19 protein-coding genes and 1 tRNA gene are annotated in these 19,532 nt (G+C 56.0%); 4 read left to right on the forward strand and 16 right to left on the reverse strand.

Translation table 11 applies throughout. The features are described from left to right. A partial coding sequence (locus tag WC370_07115) for an IS3 family transposase (protein MFA5309236.1) occupies nucleotides 1-96 on the forward strand: 96 nt, incomplete at its 5' end. Nucleotides 97-172: 76 nt separating this feature from the next. Here WC370_07115 and ilvC read toward each other — a convergent pair. From ilvC to WC370_07160, 9 genes are all read right to left on the reverse strand, one after another. Next, complete coding sequence (gene ilvC, locus WC370_07120; protein ID MFA5309237.1) at nucleotides 173-1,273, reverse strand: ketol-acid reductoisomerase; 1,101 nt, start codon at nucleotides 1,271-1,273, stop codon at nucleotides 173-175. Between the two features lie 403 nt (nucleotides 1,274-1,676). Further along, nucleotides 1,677-4,652, reverse strand: coding sequence for a hypothetical protein (locus WC370_07125; GenBank protein ID MFA5309238.1), 2,976 nt, complete (start codon nucleotides 4,650-4,652; stop codon nucleotides 1,677-1,679). Between the two features lie 540 nt (nucleotides 4,653-5,192). Beyond that, on the reverse strand, nucleotides 5,193-6,269 hold the full coding sequence (arsB, locus tag WC370_07130) for an ACR3 family arsenite efflux transporter (GenBank protein ID MFA5309239.1): 1,077 nt from the start codon (nucleotides 6,267-6,269) through the stop codon (nucleotides 5,193-5,195). Then, nucleotides 6,256-6,657 (reverse strand): arsenate reductase ArsC, encoded by a 402-nt coding sequence (locus tag WC370_07135; GenBank protein MFA5309240.1) that lies wholly within the window; start codon nucleotides 6,655-6,657, stop codon nucleotides 6,256-6,258. The genes arsB and WC370_07135 overlap by 14 nt, the downstream gene beginning before the upstream one ends. A gap of 5 nt (nucleotides 6,658-6,662) precedes the next feature. Continuing rightward, nucleotides 6,663-6,899: a hypothetical protein gene (locus tag WC370_07140; GenBank protein MFA5309241.1), complete on the reverse strand. Its 237-nt coding sequence runs from the start codon at nucleotides 6,897-6,899 to the stop codon at nucleotides 6,663-6,665. 91 nt (nucleotides 6,900-6,990) lie between these two features. Continuing rightward, nucleotides 6,991-7,410 carry a metalloregulator ArsR/SmtB family transcription factor gene (locus tag WC370_07145; GenBank protein MFA5309242.1) on the reverse strand — a complete coding sequence of 140 codons (420 nt, stop codon included), beginning with the start codon at nucleotides 7,408-7,410 and terminating at the stop codon, nucleotides 6,991-6,993. Between the two features lie 172 nt (nucleotides 7,411-7,582). Beyond that, on the reverse strand, nucleotides 7,583-11,803 hold the full coding sequence (locus WC370_07150) for an acyl-CoA dehydratase activase (GenBank protein ID MFA5309243.1): 4,221 nt from the start codon (nucleotides 11,801-11,803) through the stop codon (nucleotides 7,583-7,585). A 161-nt stretch (nucleotides 11,804-11,964) separates the two neighbouring features. Then, the gene (locus tag WC370_07155) at nucleotides 11,965-12,351 is read right to left on the reverse strand and encodes a hypothetical protein (protein ID MFA5309244.1); all 387 of its coding nucleotides are present in this window, start codon (nucleotides 12,349-12,351) and stop codon (nucleotides 11,965-11,967) included. Nucleotides 12,352-12,370: 19 nt separating this feature from the next. After that, nucleotides 12,371-12,444: transfer RNA gene (locus WC370_07160), tRNA-Gln, on the reverse strand. A 180-nt stretch (nucleotides 12,445-12,624) separates the two neighbouring features. On the opposite strand from WC370_07160, the gene rnc reads away from it, so the two are divergent. Genes rnc through WC370_07175 form a run of 3 tightly spaced genes read left to right on the forward strand, consistent with a single transcriptional unit; the run spans nucleotide 12,625 to nucleotide 13,851 of the window. Next, a complete protein-coding gene (gene rnc, locus WC370_07165) occupies nucleotides 12,625-13,326 on the forward strand; it encodes a ribonuclease III (protein MFA5309245.1) in 702 nt (233 codons plus the stop codon). Between the two features lie 56 nt (nucleotides 13,327-13,382). Further along, nucleotides 13,383-13,529, forward strand: coding sequence for a hypothetical protein (locus WC370_07170; GenBank protein MFA5309246.1), 147 nt, complete (start codon nucleotides 13,383-13,385; stop codon nucleotides 13,527-13,529). 40 nt (nucleotides 13,530-13,569) lie between these two features. Next, a complete protein-coding gene (locus WC370_07175) occupies nucleotides 13,570-13,851 on the forward strand; it encodes an acylphosphatase (protein ID MFA5309247.1) in 282 nt (93 codons plus the stop codon). A gap of 14 nt (nucleotides 13,852-13,865) precedes the next feature. Here WC370_07175 and WC370_07180 read toward each other — a convergent pair whose 3' ends face one another. From WC370_07180 to WC370_07210, 7 genes are all read right to left on the reverse strand, one after another. Next, on the reverse strand, nucleotides 13,866-14,597 hold the full coding sequence (locus WC370_07180) for a DUF362 domain-containing protein (protein ID MFA5309248.1): 732 nt from the start codon (nucleotides 14,595-14,597) through the stop codon (nucleotides 13,866-13,868). Continuing rightward, the gene (mobB, locus tag WC370_07185) at nucleotides 14,594-15,244 is read right to left on the reverse strand and encodes a molybdopterin-guanine dinucleotide biosynthesis protein B (protein ID MFA5309249.1); all 651 of its coding nucleotides are present in this window, start codon (nucleotides 15,242-15,244) and stop codon (nucleotides 14,594-14,596) included. Before mobB ends, WC370_07180 begins: the two co-directional genes overlap by 4 nt. Nucleotides 15,245-15,268: 24 nt before the next feature. After that, nucleotides 15,269-16,543, reverse strand: a complete 1,275-nt coding sequence (gene glp / locus WC370_07190; protein ID MFA5309250.1) for a gephyrin-like molybdotransferase Glp — start codon at nucleotides 16,541-16,543, stop codon at nucleotides 15,269-15,271. Continuing rightward, nucleotides 16,543-17,151, reverse strand: coding sequence for a molybdenum cofactor guanylyltransferase (locus tag WC370_07195; protein ID MFA5309251.1), 609 nt, complete (start codon nucleotides 17,149-17,151; stop codon nucleotides 16,543-16,545). The genes glp and WC370_07195 overlap by 1 nt, the downstream gene beginning before the upstream one ends. Nucleotides 17,152-17,409: 258 nt before the next feature. Beyond that, nucleotides 17,410-18,072, reverse strand: a complete 663-nt coding sequence (locus WC370_07200; GenBank protein ID MFA5309252.1) for an HAD family hydrolase — start codon at nucleotides 18,070-18,072, stop codon at nucleotides 17,410-17,412. Further along, nucleotides 18,072-18,698, reverse strand: coding sequence for a class I SAM-dependent methyltransferase (locus tag WC370_07205; GenBank protein MFA5309253.1), 627 nt, complete (start codon nucleotides 18,696-18,698; stop codon nucleotides 18,072-18,074). Before WC370_07205 ends, WC370_07200 begins: the two co-directional genes overlap by 1 nt. 140 nt (nucleotides 18,699-18,838) lie before the next feature. After that, nucleotides 18,839-19,480 (reverse strand): MBL fold metallo-hydrolase, encoded by a 642-nt coding sequence (locus tag WC370_07210; protein MFA5309254.1) that lies wholly within the window; start codon nucleotides 19,478-19,480, stop codon nucleotides 18,839-18,841. Nucleotides 19,481-19,532: the final 52 nt, after the last annotated feature.

The raw sequence follows: 19,532 nt of genomic DNA on the forward strand, positions 1-19,532 counted from the left end.
AACTATATGGACTACTACAACAACCGACGTATCAAGATAAAGTTAAAGGGCTTGCCACCTGCTATTCACAGACAACAAGCCCTTTTTGCCCTATAATAAAAGTGTCTAGCTTTTGGGGGTCACTTCATTACCCCGCCCCTCTCTCAATTACAAATTACAAACTACAAATTACCTAGTTCCCCTGCCTCCCCCCAATCCCCTTGGCGGTTTTCGCCCCGCTCTTCTCCCCCTCCTTGGGCCGCAGGTCGCGGGTGGTCTTGCCCGCCTTCCACATCTCGGAGTCGTGTATCTCCTTCAGTTCCTTGCCCAAAACCTCCCGGTAGTCCGGCCCGCCCACGCTATCGATAACGCGCTTCGTCTCCGCGCCGCTGGCTACTTTCTCGTAGAGGTCTTTGAACACCGGCATGACCGCTTTCTTGAACTTCGGCTTCCAGTCGAGCGCGCCGCGCTGCGCCGTGGCCGAGCAGTTGGCGTACATCCAGTCCATGCCGTTCTCCGCCACCAGCTTTATCAGGCTTTCCGTCAGCTCTTCCACCGTCTCATTAAAGGCCTCGCTGGGCGTGTGCCCGTGGGCTCTCAGGGTGTCGTACTGCGCCTCCATGATGCCCGCCAGCGCGCCCATCAGTACCCCCCGCTCCCCCACCAGGTCGCTGAACACCTCGTTCTCAAAGGTGGTGGGGAACAGGTATCCGGCCCCGATGGCGATGCCCATGGCGATGCACCGTTCCCTGGCCCGCCCCGTGGCGTCCTGGAAAACGGCGAAGCTGGCGTTGATGCCCGCCCCGCTTAAAAAGTTGCGCCTTAGCGATGTCCCGGACCCCTTGGGCGCCACCATGATAACGTCCACGTCCTTCGGCGGTATCACGCCGGTCTGGTCTTTATAGACGATGGAAAAACCGTGGGAAAAATAGACCGCCTTGCCCTTGGTCAGCTGCTTCTTGACGGTGGGCCATATCAGCCGCTGGGAGGCGTCGCTGGTCAGCATCTCGATAATCGTGCCGCGTTTGGCCGCCTCTTCGATTTCGAATAAATCGACCCCCGGTTTCCACCCGTCCGCCACCGCCCGGTCCCAGTCCCGCATGAACTCCTTGCTCTGCCCGATGATGACGTTGAAGCCGTTGTCCTTCATGTTCAGCGATTGCCCCGGCCCCTGTACGCCGTACCCGATAATCGCAATCGTTTCTTTCTTTAAGACCTCGCGGGCTTTCTCCATCGGGAACTCGCTCCGCATTACCACCTCTTCCTTCACCCCTCCAAAATCTATTAACGCCATTGCTCTTGCCTCCGTAACGTAAAAAACTTGTAACTAAAGTATAATCTCTCCCCGCCGACTAAATCAAGGATGCCCCTGTCATTCTGGAGCGCAGCGAAGAATCCGGGGTGGAGTGGTCGCACCCTCCCCCTTTCCCCCCGTTGTCATTCCAGCGCAAGTAGTATACCCCGTATGCCAATTGGGGCTGGAATCCAGACCCTTCCACGCTTCCCCCTCTCTGCCAGCGGAGAGGGGGACACAGGGGGTGAGGTTAGCTTTAAGCTTTCCCCTTTTCCCCCCGCCTTCCCCCACCCCCAAAAAAGTGTCATTCTGGAGCGCAGCGAAGCATCCGGGGCGGAGTGGGCGCTCCTTCCTTTTCCCCCTGTTGTCACTCCCGACCCCGCCCGGGAATCCAGCCGTCCCCTTATCCCCCCGCCGCCTTGCTCCCGGTAATGGATGGCTCCAGCGCCAGTTTTTGCCTCAACAGTGCCAGCGGCCCATCCGGTGCCGCCAGTTCCGTCGGGAATCCCAGCACTTCCGTCGCCAGCCGTGTGTCAATCTCCGCGCGGACGGCGTCCCGGGCGATTTCATTGACCGGCCGCAGCTCTTTATCCTTCATCTCGTCAAAAATGGCCACTGCCTTAGCTAAGGCGTCTTTGGCTAACTTGGTCACATCGAGTACTGGGAGTGATTCAAGTGCCGATACACCTATGCTGCCTCTACCTGATTGTTGCTTATTACTATGCCACCATCTAAGTAAAAGTCCTAAGGACGAATTCGACCATAAAACCAATGCCTTTTCCTGCTCAATATTTGATAACTTGATTGAAGGCCACGCTCGTCCTCCTATAGTCTTTTTAATTGTAAACTGCATCGCTGTTGATTGGCTATTGAATTGAAAATCCCGATTAAAATGGCAATGGGAAGATATTTCCCAAATTCTATTGGCTTTTTCTTGAACATATTTATCTTCAGCAGAGTTTTTTCCTTGCCGTATAATACCCTCACTATCTGCCTCAAACTCAATGCATCTTTCCTTGGCGGCATCATGTGCCCATAAGACCGGATAGGTGGGAGCAGACTTTATTTTTATAGCTTCTACTCGGAAGGGACCGCGAATTCCTCCGTCCGATGTATTCCCGGCTATATCGCGGTCAACCGGCCCAACCTTTCCTATTGCCGAGACTGTATCGATAGAAACTGTGATAGTATCGTTTTTAACCATGCCTGGCAACCATATAGAATTGTGGTCGGTCATTTGGTAGGCAACTTGGGCTAATGCACCATCTTTAATGCGGGTTATGTTCCATGGACCTTTTTCAGGTAATGGAGCATCCATCGCATAGCCTACTACATCATCACCAAAATGGAACAGACTGCCGCCTGACGGCCCGTCTTCCAGCTTGCGTAATTTTTCTTCCTTTAAACGTTGAATTTGCATTGCCATGATAGCGCCAGTCATCGTGGAAGAAGGACGTTCGTTTAATATTACAAATGTTGCCCTGGCCCACCTGCTGCCCTGTCCAATTTTGCGACCGATAACCAAGCATTCAGCCATTCCAGTATCCGCTGAAAAAGACATATCATTGTGACCCGCACTGGCAATAGATACCAGGATAAGGTCATTGTATGATTTCCGGAGTAATTGCCGGGACTCTTCCCATGATTCTCCCGACATTAAACTCAACGGCATAACCATAGCAAGAGTTCCACCATTTTTTAACTTGCGGTCGGCCAGTACCAGGAAAGAACTCGCCTCGCCGGCATTACCGTGAGCGCTTGTCCCACGTAAAAGTTTTTGGGCGGCTTTGGCCATCTCCTTCTGTTCTTCCTCTTTAGAACCAAAAGCAGCAAACATCGGGTTTGGTACGGTAGTCTTTACACCCTCATGGCCGGTATCACGGGTGAAAGGCGGATTCATAACAACCAGGTCTATCGACCAGTGATTGATTTCTTTCCAGACCTCCTGTTCGCTCTGGCCGTTAGCTTCCACCGCCTTTGCCGTAATCGAAACAATGTCAAACAAGCGCTGGAGGTCCAGCAGGTCTAAAGAGCCTAGTGCAACGCCGCCGCCCTCCCTTGGGCCATATCCAACGTTAAATATCTTGCTGCCTTTATATTTGACCGTCGGGTGGGCACTCGCCAGCATGGAAGCGGTCAGGTGGGCCGCCGCCGGTAACACATCGCATCCAATCAATGCCGTAGACATCATCGCGGGGTGTATCATCTCGGCGTCGCCGCCGTCAGCTTCGTGCAGTTGGCTGACGCGCCGGTAAGCGGCGGATAAAAGCGTGCCGGTGCCGCAGGCAAAGTCGGCAATACGGAGGTCTGTCACATCCTTTTCCTTTGACCAGGAGCCGCCGCCCGGTGTCTTATCGGGGTTGATTGCCAGGCCGACCAGCAGCGCCGCTGAGGCCGGATGTGTATAATAAGCCGCCAGGAACTTGCGGTCGGCTATCAGGCGTTGAAATACTGCGCCGGTAAGGTCATGGGAGCGCATCATGTGGTTGGCCACCAGTTCGCCTGCTGTCGTGACCAGCCTTTCAAGAAGGGGATGCGCGGTATCTGCGGGTAGAACCTCCAATATACGCCGGGCGATGTCGAAAATGGGCCAGTAGTTGACTTTCAGAATCCTCTTCCAGTCTTCTATTACCTCGCCTTTATTTACGCCGCCATGCTTGCCCCGCAGTTCTTCCAGTGTCCGCACGTCATACAAATCACCCTCGCCGCGTGCCAGGCTCTCATGGAACACCAGCGCGTTGGCCAGAATCGTCGTGGCCATTCTCCGCGTTTGCTCCCCGTCCTGTTGGCGTAGCTCTTCGCATATCTTCTTTAGTGCCCCCGGGTGGGCTACTGCCATGTCTTTCAGTAGGGCGGCGGCCTCGCTGACCCCCTCGACCAGTTTGTTGGCCGCTTCCTCGATAACCGCCGGTGGCACGGTCGCTGACTGTATTAGCATTGATAAATCGGTAATATTCCCGCTTACCCATCCGCTTTGCGGCCAGCGCACGAATGATTCCGGGCTTTCCCCGGTGTAAAGAGCCATTTCAAAGTCAGTTGTGTTGAGGATTTCGTCCTTTAATTGTTGCCCGGAAAAGTCCCGCAGCCGCTCCGGCAGCCTGATTGCCAGCGATGACAATATTCGTCCGTGTGACGGGGTCAAACGCTCGCCGAGTCGCTGCCTGGCGTCTGATTCAACCGTATTTGCCGGTAATATTTCCGTCTCAACGATAACAGGGGAAACGTTGGGCTCGTTTATCAGGATATCGGGCCTCTTGCCGCTACCCTTCAGGACATCGATGTTTTCAGACTTCACCACGCCTATTTGACGCCATAGGCTACGGGTCTCCATCAAGATTGCTGCCAGGGCGTCGTTTATCGTGTGTTCGGTAGTCGCCATTACCTGCTTCCGTTTTTCCAATTGGGCTATTTTGGCTAATTATACACTAGTACGTATTTTTCTCAAACTTCTTCCCCCCACCTCCCCAAAAAACATCGTCCTCCTTTCATAAAGGAGGAGCCGAGGAGGATTTTGCCCCCTCAATAAAATATTTTCCCCCTCTCTGCCAGCGGAGAAGGGGACTAAGGGGGAAAGGTATGACATCCACCACTTCCTTTTCCCCCTTATACCCTCTATAATATCCACTGTAAATCGTTAACTGTTAACTGTTAACTGTTAACTATCAACTGTCAACTGTCAACTGTCAACTATAAACTATTAACTATCAACCTACTTACCATAAACTAAAAAACAATTGCCCGGAATTTGTAGCTGACTTACCATAAACTAAAAAACAAATCCCCAAGCTGTTCACGTACGGAAAAACAGAAAAAATTTAAAAAAACAATTCGGGCTTGCCCCGTCCGGGGCCCGGCGGCAGGGGGCTAAAGACTTTAAAGCTTCTCCCCGGTGGGGCAAAGGAGCGGGGACTGATAACTATTAACTGTTAACTCTCACCCTGTCTCCCCAGTACTTCTTCTGGAACCATAACGCCAGGCTCACCAGGCTGATCAGCACCGGCACCTCCACCAGCGGCCCTATCACCGCCGCGAAGGCCTCCCCGGAATTTATGCCGAACACCGCCACCGCCACCGCAATCGCCAGCTCGAAGTTGTTGGAAGCCGCCGTAAACGCGATGCTCGCCGTCTGCGCGTAGTCCGCCCCTGCGCGCCGCCCCATCCAGAAAGACACCAGGAACATCACCACGAAGTAGATAAGCAGCGGCACCGCTATCTTCAGCACGTCCAGCGGTATCTGAACGATAACCTCCCCCTTCAGCGAGAACATCACGATAATGGTGAACAGCAGCGCCCCCAGCGTGATGGGACTGATTTTGGGGATGACCTTGCGCTCGTACCACTCGCGCCCCTTGGTCTTCAAAAAGACGAACCTCGTCAGCATCCCCCCGAAGAACGGTATCCCCAGGTAGATAAGCACGCTCCTGGCGATGTCCCCCATCGTCACCTCCACCGCCGACCCTTCCAGCCCGAAGTACTTCGGCAGCACGGTGATGAATATCCAGGCGTAAATAGAGTAGAAAAGAATCTGGAAAACGGAGTTGAAAGCCACCAGCCCCGCCGCGTATTCGCGGTCGCCGCGCGCCAGTTCGTTCCACACAATCACCATGGCGATGCACCGCGCCAGCCCTATCATTATCAGCCCGTACATGTAAGCCGGCAGCGGCCATATCTTGCCCAGGAACAGCACCGCCAGCAGGAACATCAGTATAGGCCCGATTACCCAGTTCTGCAGCAGCGATAGCCCCAGCACCTTCCAGTTGCGGAACACCCGCCCCATCTCCTCGTAGCGCACCTTGGCCAGCGGCGGGTACATCATCAGTATCAAACCCACCGCGATGGGTATGGATGTCGTCCCCACGCTTAAGGAATTGATGAAGTCGCCTACCCCGGTCCGCCACCCCAGCAGCACCCCGAGACCCATCGCCAGGAATATCCACAGCGTCAGGAACCTGTCCAGGAAGGAAAGGCGCCCGGCCGCCGCGTTACTTCCGTTCATTTCCCGACATGTCCTCAACCAGCTTGCTCACCCGCTCTTTAATCTCATCGCGGATTTTCCGCACCCCCTCGATTGGTTTGCCCTTGGGGTCTTCAAGCTCCCAGTCCTCGGTAGGGGCCGTCGTCCAGGGGCAAGCGTCCTCGCAGCCCATCGTAAATGCCCGGTCGATGCCCTTCATCATCTCCATGGTCAGCTTCTTGGGCAGGTTCCCGCTGATGTCAAAACCCGCTTCCTTCATGACTTCAACCACGGTGGGATTGACCTGTGTATCCGGCTTGGAGCCGGCGGAAATCGCTTTGGCCCGCCCCCCCGCCAGCCGGTTGAAAAACGCCTCGGCCATCTGGCTGCGGCCGGAGTTGTGCACGCAGATAAACAATACCGTTTTCAATTGTTTTACTCCTTTCCCCCCCCGGTGATTTCCTTAATATAGTCCATCACCTCCACCGCCGCCGCCTCGCTGCCCGCATTCAGGGCCATTACTTCATCCGGGTGTACTACCACGCCGTAGTCTTTATAGCGGAAAGCCGCGATAGCCTCCTCCGCGTTGTAGGCGCAAGTCTCGATACGGCTGGCCATAAGCGGCATGGCGTAGCTTATATCCCCCGCGAGTTTGATGACGGCACGCGTCATTCCCTTGCCTCCGGCTCATTCTCAGCCGCCGTCGCCGATGATTACGGTTATCTTGTAGTCTTCAAAAGGGGACTTAGTTGAGAAAGTCATTTTAAAGAGCCTTTTCCGGTGCCTTTGCCTTTTTCCTGGCGGCGGTATTACAGGCGGACTTCTCCCCGCGCATCTTGCCGGCGCAGCCTGGTCCCACCCGTTTGGCCTGCCGCAGCCGTTCCCGCTCGGCGAGCATCCTCTGGTCCTCTTTGAAAGCGGCGGCCGTCCCCGCCACGATGTCTTTCAGGTGACTGCCCATATTTTCCCAATCGATAGCGTACAGCGACCACAGACCTTCTTTATGCAGCTTGAGGATACCGGCATCGTGCAGGGCGGTGAGGATACGTGAAGCCTTTGACTGGGAGATGTCCAGAGCCTGCATGACCTCACAGACGCAGCACTCCCGCTCATCCAGGAGGTTCAACACCCGGAGGCGGGATTCATCGGACAACGCTTTATGGACTTTTAGCAGTTCTTTCATGACGCACCATCACTATATGCATAAACATACATCTATGCATATAATAACATGAGTAGATGATGAACACAATGGTCTAGGAGGGTTTTTGACGGGCGGGGAAAAGGAGTGGGGTTTGTTACTTGTCCCGATTCCCTTACTCATACGGGATGCCGATTACAATCGGCATATCTTGTTACTTGTTACTTTTCCCCAAATGTTCCCGCGCCTGCTGGATGAACGCCTCGAAACGGATGCTCTCGCCGGGGTCTTTGGTCCCCTCCACCACCACATTCAGCACGGGCAGCCCGTAGTCCTGCCGGAACTGGTGTAAAAGCAAACTCACTATCGTCCCCGGCATGCACCCGAAGGGCAGGATGTTCACCACGCCGTCATAGCCGTGCTCGGCGTATTCCACCACGCGCCCCATGCTTAAAATGGCCTCGCCCTCCACCGCCGGCGTCAGGTACTGGTGGCCGCGGTTGATGATTTCCTGGGCGGAAAGCTCGCGCCGGAACGACTCTATAGCGGGGTCGAACTCTTTGCGGATGTTCTCCACGATGCGTTCCATGGCAATCTCGGTCAACTTCTGCTTCGTCCAGTCGCGCCAGCTCCCTTCAAGCCGTTTTCGGTAGCGGAATTTGCGCTGGTGGTCGATATAGTCGAACCACTCCTCGATGGGCGGCACGCCGCATTGTGCCCCCAGCGCTTCCAGTTTGCGTATCAGCCCGTCGTTGGCGAAGTTATTGCTCCGCACGAATATCTCTCCCACGATGCCGACGCGCGGCTTGCGGGTGCTTTTATCTATCTTGACCGCTTCCAGCGCCTCCCGGGCCTGCCGCGAGAACGCCGCCAGCGTCGCGCCGTCCTGCCCCACGTTCTTTATCAGTTTGTCCAGCCACTCCTGGTAGACAATGTCCATCTCGCCCTTGTTGACTTCATAGGGACGCCGCTCCAGCACCATTTTCTGCATGGAGTCCAGGATGATAAAAGACCGCCAGGCGTTGATGCGGAAGCCCTTGCCCATGTTGGAAAGGTCGTTATGATACCCGCCCGTCTGGTCGAAGACGAGGATGGGTACGTTGGACAATTGCAGCTCGTCCAGGATGAGGCGGTGCAATCGGTTATACTGCCCGAAGCGGCAGGGCCCGCTGGCCGCCGGCATGAAGAAAGCCGCATGCTCCGCGTCGAAGTCCGGCGTCATCGTTTTCTTGACGATGTCCCCGGTGGTGATGATGCTGGGATAGCACTCCTTGCCGGTGGTGTACCTGCGGCCTATTTCCAAAGTAAGCTCGTCGGACTCCGGTAAAGGCTCGGCGTCTACGCCGCCGTGGCGCATGGCGGCCGCCAGCAGGTAGCCGTGGTCTATCATGTAGGGCACGTAAACCCGCCGGCTGCTGGTATGGTTGGAGGAGATGCTGATCGTCGGGATAATTTTGCTGGTGCCGCGGGTGCGGGCGTTGCGTATCGTGTCGATGAAAGCCTCGCAGCGGGTGATGATGCCGGCGTCGGCGGAATGTTCGTCTATTTCTATGGTCAGGAAGGGCTTGCCTTCCGTTTCCTTGCTGAAGAACTTGGTAATATATGAGTCCGGCCCGCAGGCGAAGTTGGTGACATATAGCCCGAAAAGGCGGGGGTCGGTGGCGATGATGCGGGCGGCGGCCAGGATTTTCTGCCCGGCTTTCCAGTACATGTTGGGGTGGGCTTTAACCACCTCCCCCGCCACCGATTTTAGCGGCAGGAAGTCGATGGGTATGGCCATGATATTCATGTCCCGCAGCTTTTCCGGGATGTTCAGCGTCATGGCTTCGTCATAGGTATTGTAAGCCCGCCCGATGACCACTATCGCTTTTTCCTCCGGCTTGAGCTGGGCCAGCACTTCCTGTCCCCGGTGCTGCTGCCAGGCGTTGAACCGGTCGAAGGCAATAAAGCCGGTGGTAATCGCTTTTTCAATTAAAGCCGGGGATTTTATTCCGGCATCCCGCGCCGTGTTGACCAGCACTTTTTTCAGCCAGTCCCGGCCGCGGTCCGGGTGAATGACCGGCCTCAATACCAGCGGTTTCTTGCCCTCCGGCGCTTCCAGCGCCTCTTTTATACGGGTGGAGCTGAGCAGCAGGTAGGGCAGGCTCTGCGTCAGCGGGCAGTTCCAGGACTTGCTGAAATCATCCGCCAGTTTTTCCATGGTGCACTGTACCGGCAGGAAGATAATATCCGGTTTCTTGGCTAAAAGGTTGAGCACGTGCCCATGCGCCAGCTTGATGGGCAAACACGGCTCCTCCACGATGTTCTCTACCCCCTGCCGTATGATGTGCCGGTTGGTGGGGTCGGACAATATCACCTGGAAGCCCAGTTCGGTGAAAAAGCCTTTCCAGAGCGGGTACAGCTCGTGGAAGAACAGTACCCGGGGTATGCCTACCGTTTGGCCGTTGGGCTTGTCCGGTTTGTCTTTGGGATAGGTGTTGATTAAAGCGTTGGTCCGCTCCTCGAACAGCCGCGGTATCTTGGAAGACTGGCGTTTCTCTTTCTTTTCCAGGCTGTCCCATTTGCCGCAGCGGGAGCCGAAGAACAGCGGCTTTTCGTTCTGAAAAACGACCTTGTGGATTTCACAGCGGTTGGAGCAGGCTTCGCACTCGAAAGATGACAGTTCGTACTTGCGGCTGGCGAGGTCGAAGCCGCGGAAAACGGTTTTTTGGCCGCTGGCGGTCACTTCATCCTTCGCCAGCATGGCCACGCCGATAGCCCCCAGGATGTCATGCTGGGGCGGCACGGTTATTTTCTTGCCCAGCACCGCCTCGAAGGCGGCTTTCACGGCGCGGTTAAAGGCGGTGCCCCCCTGGAATAATATGTGGTCGCCGATTTTGCGGTCTTCCACTACCTTGGTGAGATAGTTTTTTACCACGGAGTAGGCCAGCCCCGCCACCAGGTCTTTTTTGTCCGCCCCCCGCTGCTTGCAGTAGTTCTGCTGGCTTTCCATGAAAACGGTACAGCGCTCTCCCAGGTCGAGCGGGTGCTTTGAAGCCAGACCCAGCTTGCCGAACTCCTCTTTAATGCTGATGCCCAGTTTCTCCGCCTGCTCTTCCAGGAAGGAGCCGGTGCCGGCGGCGCAGACCTTGTTCATGGCAAAATCCACGATGGTGCCGTTTTGCAGGCTGATGTACTTGGCGTCCTGCCCGCCGATTTCGAATATCGTGTCCACTTCCGGGCAGACAAAGGCGGCCGCCCGGGCGTGGCTGGTAATCTCGTTATGGATGACGTCCGCCCCGAAGAACTCCCCGGTCATGTACCGCCCGGAGCCGGTGGAGCCGGTGCCCTTGATAATCACCTTATCGCCCAGCTCTCTGCCCACTTCCAGCAGTCCCTGCTTGACCGCCTCGATGGGACGGCTGGCGGTCATCAGGTAGCGCCGGGCCAGCACCAGGTTGTCTTTATCTATCACCACCACATTGGTGCTGATGGAGCCGATATCCACCCCGATGTATGCCTCGATCTGCTCATCGTTTATCAGCGGTATTGGCTTGATGTCTATGGCATAGTTATCGCCTTGTAGCGGCGGCAGGGTGACGAACTTATAATCACGACTGTTGATGTGGTCCTTCAGGCGCTGGATGGTATCCGCCGGTATGGCGCTCTCCCGGCTGACCAGTGCCGCTCCCACCGCCCCCAATACCGCGAAGTTCTCCGGGATAATCAGGTCTTTTTCCGCCAGTTCCAGCACTTCCAGTACCGCGCGGCGGATGCCTTTATTGGCCGCCACCCCGCCTTGGAAAGATACCGGTTTGTCCAGGTCCCGACCCCGGATGACCTGCCCTTTGAAATTGCGTATCATGGCGAAGCAAAGCCCCGCCACGATGTCATGCACCGGCGTGCCCACCTGCTGGAGGTGAATCATATCGCTCTTGGCGAAGACGCTGCACCGCCCCGCCACCCGCGGCGGGTTTTCTGATTTTAACGCCACATCCCCGAAGTCCTCGATGGGAATACCCATGCGGGAAGCCTGCTGGTCTAGAAAGGAGCCGGTGCCGGCGGCGCAGGCGCCGTTCAGGGCGAAGTCCGTCACCTTGGGGGCGGTCTCTCCCGACTCTTTTTTCAGGACGATTAGCTTGGAGTCCTCGCCGCCTATCTCCAGGATGGTCTGCACCTCCGGGTGGAAACGGGTGGTACCGGCGGCCTGGGCGGTAATTTCGTTAACGAAAGGGATGCCCAGCAAAGTAGTGACTAGCTGTCCGCCGGTGCCGGTAGCCCCGGCCGTATCGAACTGTTCCGGCGGGTATTTAACCAATAGCTCTTCCAGGATAGCCAGCACCGTCTCTGCGGGCTGTCCCCGGGTGCGGACGTACCTTGAGTCCAGAATATTGCCGGTCCCGTCTAGGACGACGACCTTGGCTGTTACCGACCCTATATCTATGCCGAGTTTCATAAGTAGAAAATATCCTGCTGTGAAATTATACGTTTGTTACGGATGTAATGCAAAGGCTTGTATATATTATAACTTGCTGGAAATCATGTGTAAACAGCGGAGAGAGATTAATAACGGGGGTGTGGTTGGAAGCTGGCGTAAAGTAGGGGATTTTAACTTGATTAGTTCAGTGAAAAATACAGGTCCAGCAGGATGCTGAGGGTCCGGGTAGCGTTTACCATCGGCGCAATCTCCGCCTTGGTGCCGGAGGCCCGGCTCAACTGCTTTTCCAGGTCGTCTACCAGGCGGGTGATAATCTTGCGCAGGGTTTCCGTGCTCTGACCGCCTTTCAGGGTGGATACCTGGCGGATGATTTCCGGCTTGGCTACGGTCTTGAGCTGGTCCAGCGCCATGTTGAGGTTCAGGTTTTGCAGGCCTTGGAGCACGCCCTTGACTTTTTTCCCCTGCTCCGCCCGCTGGTGTTCCTGTTTGGCGCGGTCTTCCTGCTGTTTGGCAAATTGGCGGGAAAGGCGCATTAGTTCATCGATGCCGCTCTCTTCTTTTGCCATAACAGCCTGTCTTTGATTGTGGCTGGGGAGGAAGGAGTCGAACCTTCGCATACAGATCCAGAGTCTGCTGTCCTACCACTAGACGACTCCCCAGTGACAGATAGATTATAGCACGATGTTTTTATGGAGACAATAACCGCCGTCAATTTGTTCCATAATTCGCTCGTGTTTGCCGGTCCCGGCGTTAGAGCGTCTCACCAAAACCGGATAGAGTTGAAATTATTTGACACTGCCGGAACAACGGATTATTGTATTATCAAAAGGAGAGCGCCAGTGCCGGACATAGCCAAGCTGGAAAAAATCCTCGGTATTTCTTTTAAAAACCCCTCCCTCTTGGAACAGTCCCTGGTGCACAGCTCCTACGTCAATGAAAACCCCGCCCATACCCTCGGCCACAATGAGAGACTGGAATTCCTGGGTGACGCCGTGCTGGACTTTGTCGTGGCGGATAAGCTGTACCGGGAGTTCCCCAACCTGATGGAAGGGGAGATGACCCGGCTCCGCGCCGCGCTGGTACGCCGGGAGACGCTGGCCGGCATGGCCAGGAAGATAGGGCTGGGCGACTTCATGTACATGGGGAAGGGGGAGGAAACGAGCGGCGGCCGCAATAAGACCCCCAACCTGGCCGGGGCGCTGGAAGCGCTTATCGCCGCCGTCTTTATGGACCGTGGTATCTTCGCCGCCGAGGCGCTGATTAAAAACCTCCTCGCTGATGAATGGGACAGGTTGACCCGGCATGGTGATGGGCTGGAGCATAAGTCCCGGCTTCAGGAGTTAACACAATCAAAATATCAGGCGGCGCCCGCTTACCGCCTGGTCTCGGAAAGCGGCCCGGACCATGAGAAAAACTTCGTGGTGGAGGTGATGGTGAACTCCCGGGTCATGGGGCGCGGCGCCGGCAGGACTAAAAAAGCGGCGGAAACGGAAGCCGCCCGCCTGGCGCTGGAACACCTTAACGGGGACTTTACGAAGTAGTTTCTATCTGCTAAACTGCAAAAGTAGTACTAAAGATACCTTAGCGAGGTGTTATTATGAGTAGTCGCGGAGATTTTGCCCATCGGGAAAAAAAGAAAACTAAGAAAGACAACAAGAAAATAGCCCCGGTTACGGTTACGTCAGCGCCGGTTGAGGTAGAGGTCGTTAAAAAGAAGAGGAAGCCGCGGGAAGAAGAGGAATAGCTTTTTCTCTTGAATAAGGGAGTTTCGGGGGTGGTTGTCGATGGCTGAGATGGCGTCTCTCCGGGCGACGGTTCACGGCCATGTGCAGGGAGTTTTTTTCAGGGTCTTCGTGTTAGACCGCGCCGCGCAGTTGCACCTGACCGGTTATGTGTGCAATCTTCCCGGTGGCGTGGTTGAAGTGGTAGCGGAAGGGGATAAACCGGACCTGGAAAAACTCGTCGCCTATCTCCGGAAGGGCCCCCCCGGCGCCAGCGTGGATGCCGTGGATACGGAATGGGCGGCCGGCACGGGGAATTACCGGGATTTCAAGGTCAGGTATTAGCTTTTCCGGCTGGACTACGCCTGTAGTTCCACCTTGGCGGACTTTATCAGGTCGAGGTAGCCTATCTTCAGTCCCAGGGCGTCGGCCACTTCGCGGTCGGCGTCATAAGGCTCGCCGATAAATATCTTGTCGTATTCCTCCACCTCACCCTCGCTGGGATTCTCGCTCACGGCGAATTTCTGTCTCGCCTCGACGATGCCCAGGTCGAAGGGCAGCGTAAAATAGAGGTCGGCCAGCACTTTGTCTATCCCCAGGTTGAACAGGCTTTCCCAGCCGCCGGGGGTTTCCCCGTGGTACTTGCTGCTGGGCAGCAGCGAAAGCAGGTTGGGTATGGTGAAACAGCCGGTGCCGTTATAGGTCTTTAGCGGCGCCACGGTGATAAGATAGTCGCTGGAAAGAATTACGTTCGGTACCCAGAAGGTCGGCACGGCGAAGGGCTTGGGGAGGGGGTTGTCCACCTCCACGAAGATACAGTCCTTGACATCCAGCGTCAATACCCGCGGGAAATTGTAGCCCAGCGCCTGGTAAATGGGGCGGGTGGGCACGCCGCCGGGTGTGCCTTCCAGCAAAAGGATATCCGCGTCGCTGACGCGGCGTATGCTGGAGATAATGGCGGCCAGCATATCGGCGCTGGTGGAAACCGGGTACGGCAGCGGGTAACACGCGCTGGGCTTTATCAGGACGCGCCGCGCTCTGGCTACCACGGACGGTACTTTAAACACGAATTCCGAGGTTTCGAAAATCAACTGTTCCTCCTCAGGGAGATGTGCAGGCTTTTAATTTCACCGTCGCCCCGGGGGACGGGTATCATGGCGGCCAGGGTGCGCGCCAGCAGGTCTTGCAGGGACGGGTTGACCGCGGTATTCACCCCGTTCACCACCATTTCCAGGTCGGTGCGGTTGTCCCGGGCAGCGGTTACTTTTTCTATAATATCGGCCACGCCGTTAACATCTTCATGGGAAAGCTGCGGCACGCTGATGTCCAGCGGCTCGTCGGTAACCACCGCCAGCAGCAGCTTGGGGTCGGTCAGCAGTTCCTTACCCTGTTCGCCGCGGTGCACCTCTATCTTGGGATAGCTGCTGCCCTTGAACCCTTCCGTTAATAGAATATCGAAGTCCCAGGTCACGTAGCTGGGCAAATCACGCGGGTCGAAGTACTCCTCCATGCGGCGGTAGATGGCCAGGTGGTCCAGCGAGTTGATGGCGGAAAGTGCGCTGCCGGCCTGGGTAAAACGCCAGGTGTCCTTGGCGGCGGTGTCCAGGTCGTCTTTATGGTGGGAGTGCTTGACGATGGCCACTTTATGGCCGCGCCGTTTCAGCTCTGCGATGAGCTTTTCCAGCAGGGTCGTTTTGCCGGAGCTTGATTTGCCCACTATTGATATTATCGAACGCATATTTCTCTACCGTTTTTACCCGGGTTAAATATTTACTTCTTCATTCCAGTCCAGCATCAGCGCCTGGACGGTCTCGCCTTTGTTTACCCTGGTCTTTTCCTCCGGGATAAGCACCAGGCCGTTGGCCAGGCTCATGGAGGTCAAAATGCCGGAGCCCTGCGGCCCGGTCAGCCGGGCGTAATAGTGGCCGTCGCGCTTTTCGACGATGGCGCGGTCGTAGATGCGGCGGCCGGCGTCATTGGTCACGCTGTCCTCCAGGATGGCCGGCACGGCGGGCTTGGCGTATTTCTTCTTGCCCATCATCTTCAGGAGCGCCGGCCGCACGAAAAGCTCGAAGCTTACCATGCTGCTCACGGCGTTGCCGGGCAGCCCCAGGTGGGGGATGCTGCGGGGACGGCCGTTTTTATCTTTCCCCTTTATCTTCCCGAAGGCCAGCGGTTTCCCCGGCTTGACCCGGACCTTCCAGAAGACCATCTCCCCGTCTCTTTCTAAAATTTCTTTCACCATGTCATAATCGCCCATGGACACCCCGCCGGTGGTCAGCAGCATGTCCGCGTCCTGCGCCTGCTTCAGCTTGCTGACGAGCTCCTGCTCGTCGTCCCGGGATATCCCCAGGATTTTAGGGACGCAGCCGTAGCGCTTGACCAGGCTGGCTATGCTGTAGGCGTTGCTGTCGTAAATCTTGCCTTCCGGCAGCGGTTGGCCTACCTCCACCAGTTCGTTGCCGGTGGACAGCACGGCCACTACCGGCCGGCGTATCGCTTTTACCTCAAGTCGCCCCACGGAAGCCAGCAGGCCTATTTCCGCCGGCCTGATGACGGCGCCCTTTTTCAGGACTACCTGGCCGCGGCTGATATCTTCGCCCGCCCGCCGCACGTTCAGGCCGGGCGCGGCCGGCGCCAGGATGCCTACTTTGGTTACCGGCTTGCCGTCTTTTTTACTTTTATCATCATCGGTGTTTTCAAATTGAACGACGCTATCCGCGCCGCGGGGTACGGGCGCCCCGGTCATAATGCGTATGGCCGTGCCCGGTTGGACTTCCTTATCGGAAATAGCCCCGGCCATGACCGTATCTATTACCTTTAAAATTTTAGGTGAAGCCTGGCTGGCCCCCCGCGTGTCCGCGGACTGCACGGCGTAGCCGTCCATGCCGGAGTTGTCCAGCGGCGGAACGGTCACGCTGGCGGTGATGTCCTCGGCTAATACCTGGCCGGCGGCGTCCAATATGGGGACGGTCTCTGCGTCCAGGACATCCACCGCTTCGAGTATTTTTTGCAGGGCTTCTTCAACGGATAACATTATGCTCCGGCTTCCCCCATGATATTTTTGGCTTTTTCCATGTCCGCCGCGGTGTTTATATTGAAAAAGCTCAGGTGCTTGGGGTCGAACCGGTCGACCTCCTCGTCTTCGATAAACCTGACTTTTACGAATTTAAACAGCTCGACGATGACTTTGTTGCCTTGCTCCAGCATCGCCTTGATGGGCTCGATGCAGTTCTTGGCATATATAGCGTGCAGTGGTTCGTACCAGTGGCCGATTTTCGGCAGGGTGTAGTCATAGCCGTCCGCTGCGTTTATCATGTATCGTAATAGCGCTTCGTTTAAAAAAGGCATATCAGCAGCCACCACGAGATTATAAAGCGAATTTGAATTTACCAGTCCGGTGTAAATGCCGCCCAGAGAGCCCTGCCCGGGGAAAATATCGCTGACTATCTTGACTTTCGGGTGGGCCGCTAGCTCCGCGAAGCTTCTCTCTTTCGCCGTTACAATAACGATCTCTTGGCTTAAAGGCCCGGTGCGGGATATTACCTGTTCGAGCAGGCTGGCGCTGCCTATTTTTTCTAATATCTTGTCATGTCCGAAGCGTACGCTTTTACCGCCAGCCAGGATAATACAGCTTATATCCAAATCACCTGTCCAATTACAAAGCCGACTATACCCCCTATATACTATTCTACCATAGGGGGTCAATAGAAACTAGATGTTGAACGTATATTGTTAAAATTTTATACCGTAACAAAATGTTACGAGTTAACGCTGTTAACGGGACCGGCGGCGCGCGGGATGTTGCCGGTCGGTATTATTGATAATTATGTCGGCGGCACGGTTCGGGGGATATTCCTTTAGTATTTTACCCGGGCCGGGAGGTGCCTGACATCGTACTTGTTAACTATTTCTGGTAAAGATATTAAGTAAATCAGAAAATTCACTGATGGTGATATCCGCCGCCTCCGGCTCCTTGTCCCCGTAGCCGTAAAGCACGCCGATGGATAAACAGCCGGTCTCCCGCGCCGCCTCGATGTCATGCACCCGGTCGCCCACTATCGCCGCCGCCGCCCCCCCGAAGATGCCCCGTATTTTCCTGACCAGCTCCGGCTTGGCCAGTCCGTTGTCCTGGATGCATTCCACGTAGTCGTAGTATTCGCGGATTTGCAGGCTAGACATAACGATGTTGAGGTAAGCGGTGGAGGCGTTGGTGTACTGCGCCAGCTTATAGCCTCTTTTCCTTAAAGCGGCCAGCGTTTCCTTGACGCCCGGGAACATCTCCAGCACGTCCCTGAAGGCGTCTTCGTACTCGTCCCGCACCTTTTCCCGCACCTCCGGGATGGTCAGGCGGCTGTAGGGCGGGGTGATGAACTCGTAAAGGCTGCCTTTGGTGGACGCCGTCGTCACCCCGAAGAACTGGTTGATTTCATCCGCGCTGAAATTGACCGGCCAGTCCAGCTTTTTAAAAGCGCGTTTGATGGACTCGTAAACGGCCGGCAAAGAGGCGATGATGGTGCCGTCCATGTCGAAGATAATCAGTTGTACGTCGTTGGGATTTATCATTATCCAGCTTTCAGGCAGATATAGCGCAGGATATGGGTATGCGGTCCCTCGCCGTGGTCTTCCGGGTCGGCCGCCAGGCCCGTTGCCGTTATTTCCATGCCTTTGAAATGCTCTTTCAGGTCGTTCTCGGTAAAGTAATGCACCGGCCGGCCCGGCTTGCTTTCGAAGGTGCCCGGTTCCACCTCCGCGCCCTTGCCGTAGCTGGGCTCCCTTTCGGAAAAAACGGTAAAAAACATGATGCCGTTTTTCTTCATCCTGGCGGCGCACTGGCGTACAAAGCTCTGCCGGTCCCCGGCGCGGAAGAGGTGTAAAACGTTAAAGCCGTAAAGCCCGTCGAACTTGTCTTTGATGGCAGTCATGTCCAAAGCGGAAAGGTTGAAGATACGTGTCCGGGGATCGAAAGTGGTTGCCAGCCGGCACGCTTCGAAGGAAATTTCCACGCCCGTAACTTTGAATCCGGAAGCGGCAAACAGCCGGGTGTTCCGGCCGTAACCCGACCCCGGCACGAGCACTTTATTGACCTTGTTCTGTCGGAACAGCTCCAGGGCGGTGACGGCGGTGCCGCTGGGGGCATCTCCCCATATTTTGCCCTCGGCGCTGTAGCGCTTGTCCCAGTATTCGTTCATATAATCGACGTCGTCATGTTCGCTTTTTTTATGTTGTCATGCCCGCGCCGCCGTGCCCCGTATGACAATCGGGGGCGGGAATCCAGGGGTGGGGTTAAGGCAGGGCGGATTGCCACGCTTAGCCCACAATGACACTAGCCCTACAGCGCCGGCTTCAGCACGATTATTTGCGGTGATGCGGGCAGGCTGTCCGCTTTTAGCTCTAATTCACTTTCTTGAGAACGGGTGACGTTGTTCTTGCCCTTGAGAAAGTCCTCCACGCCGGAGATGGGAAAGTCCAGCTTTTCTGTCTTGTAGTGCATGGGGATGATGACTTTAGGCTTGAGCTGTTCGCAGACTTTGGTGGCCGTGGCGGCGTCGATGGTGAAGAAGCCGCCCACCGGTATCAGCAGCGCGTCCACTTTGCCGATGGCCTCTACCTGCGCCGCGGTCAACTCGTGCCCGAGGTCGCCCAGGTGGCAGATGTTGACGCCGTCCACCAGGAAACAGAAGACGGTGTTCTGGCCGCGCTGACTGCCGTCTTTATCGTCATGGGCGGTGGGGACGGCCTTGATTTTAATGCCCTTTACCTCTCCGGCGGCGTTCACCGACTGCGGATTGCCCTTCACCGCGGCGATATTATTATGGTCGCCGTGCTCGTGGCTGGCGGTAACTATCTCCGCCGTCTCGTTGATAGCGCCGAATTTGAGGCTCTCCGACCGCTTATAGGGGTCGGTGACGATTCTGGTGCCGTTCTCCGCGGTAATCAGGAAGGCGGCATGTGCCAGGTACTTTATTTTCATTTTCAGCCCTCCCCGTATTGCTGTTCATTTCTGGCTGGCGGACTGCCGAGTC

The organism is Dehalococcoidales bacterium (genome assembly GCA_041652735.1).
Lineage (GTDB): Bacteria > Chloroflexota > Dehalococcoidia > Dehalococcoidales > RBG-16-60-22 > RBG-13-51-18.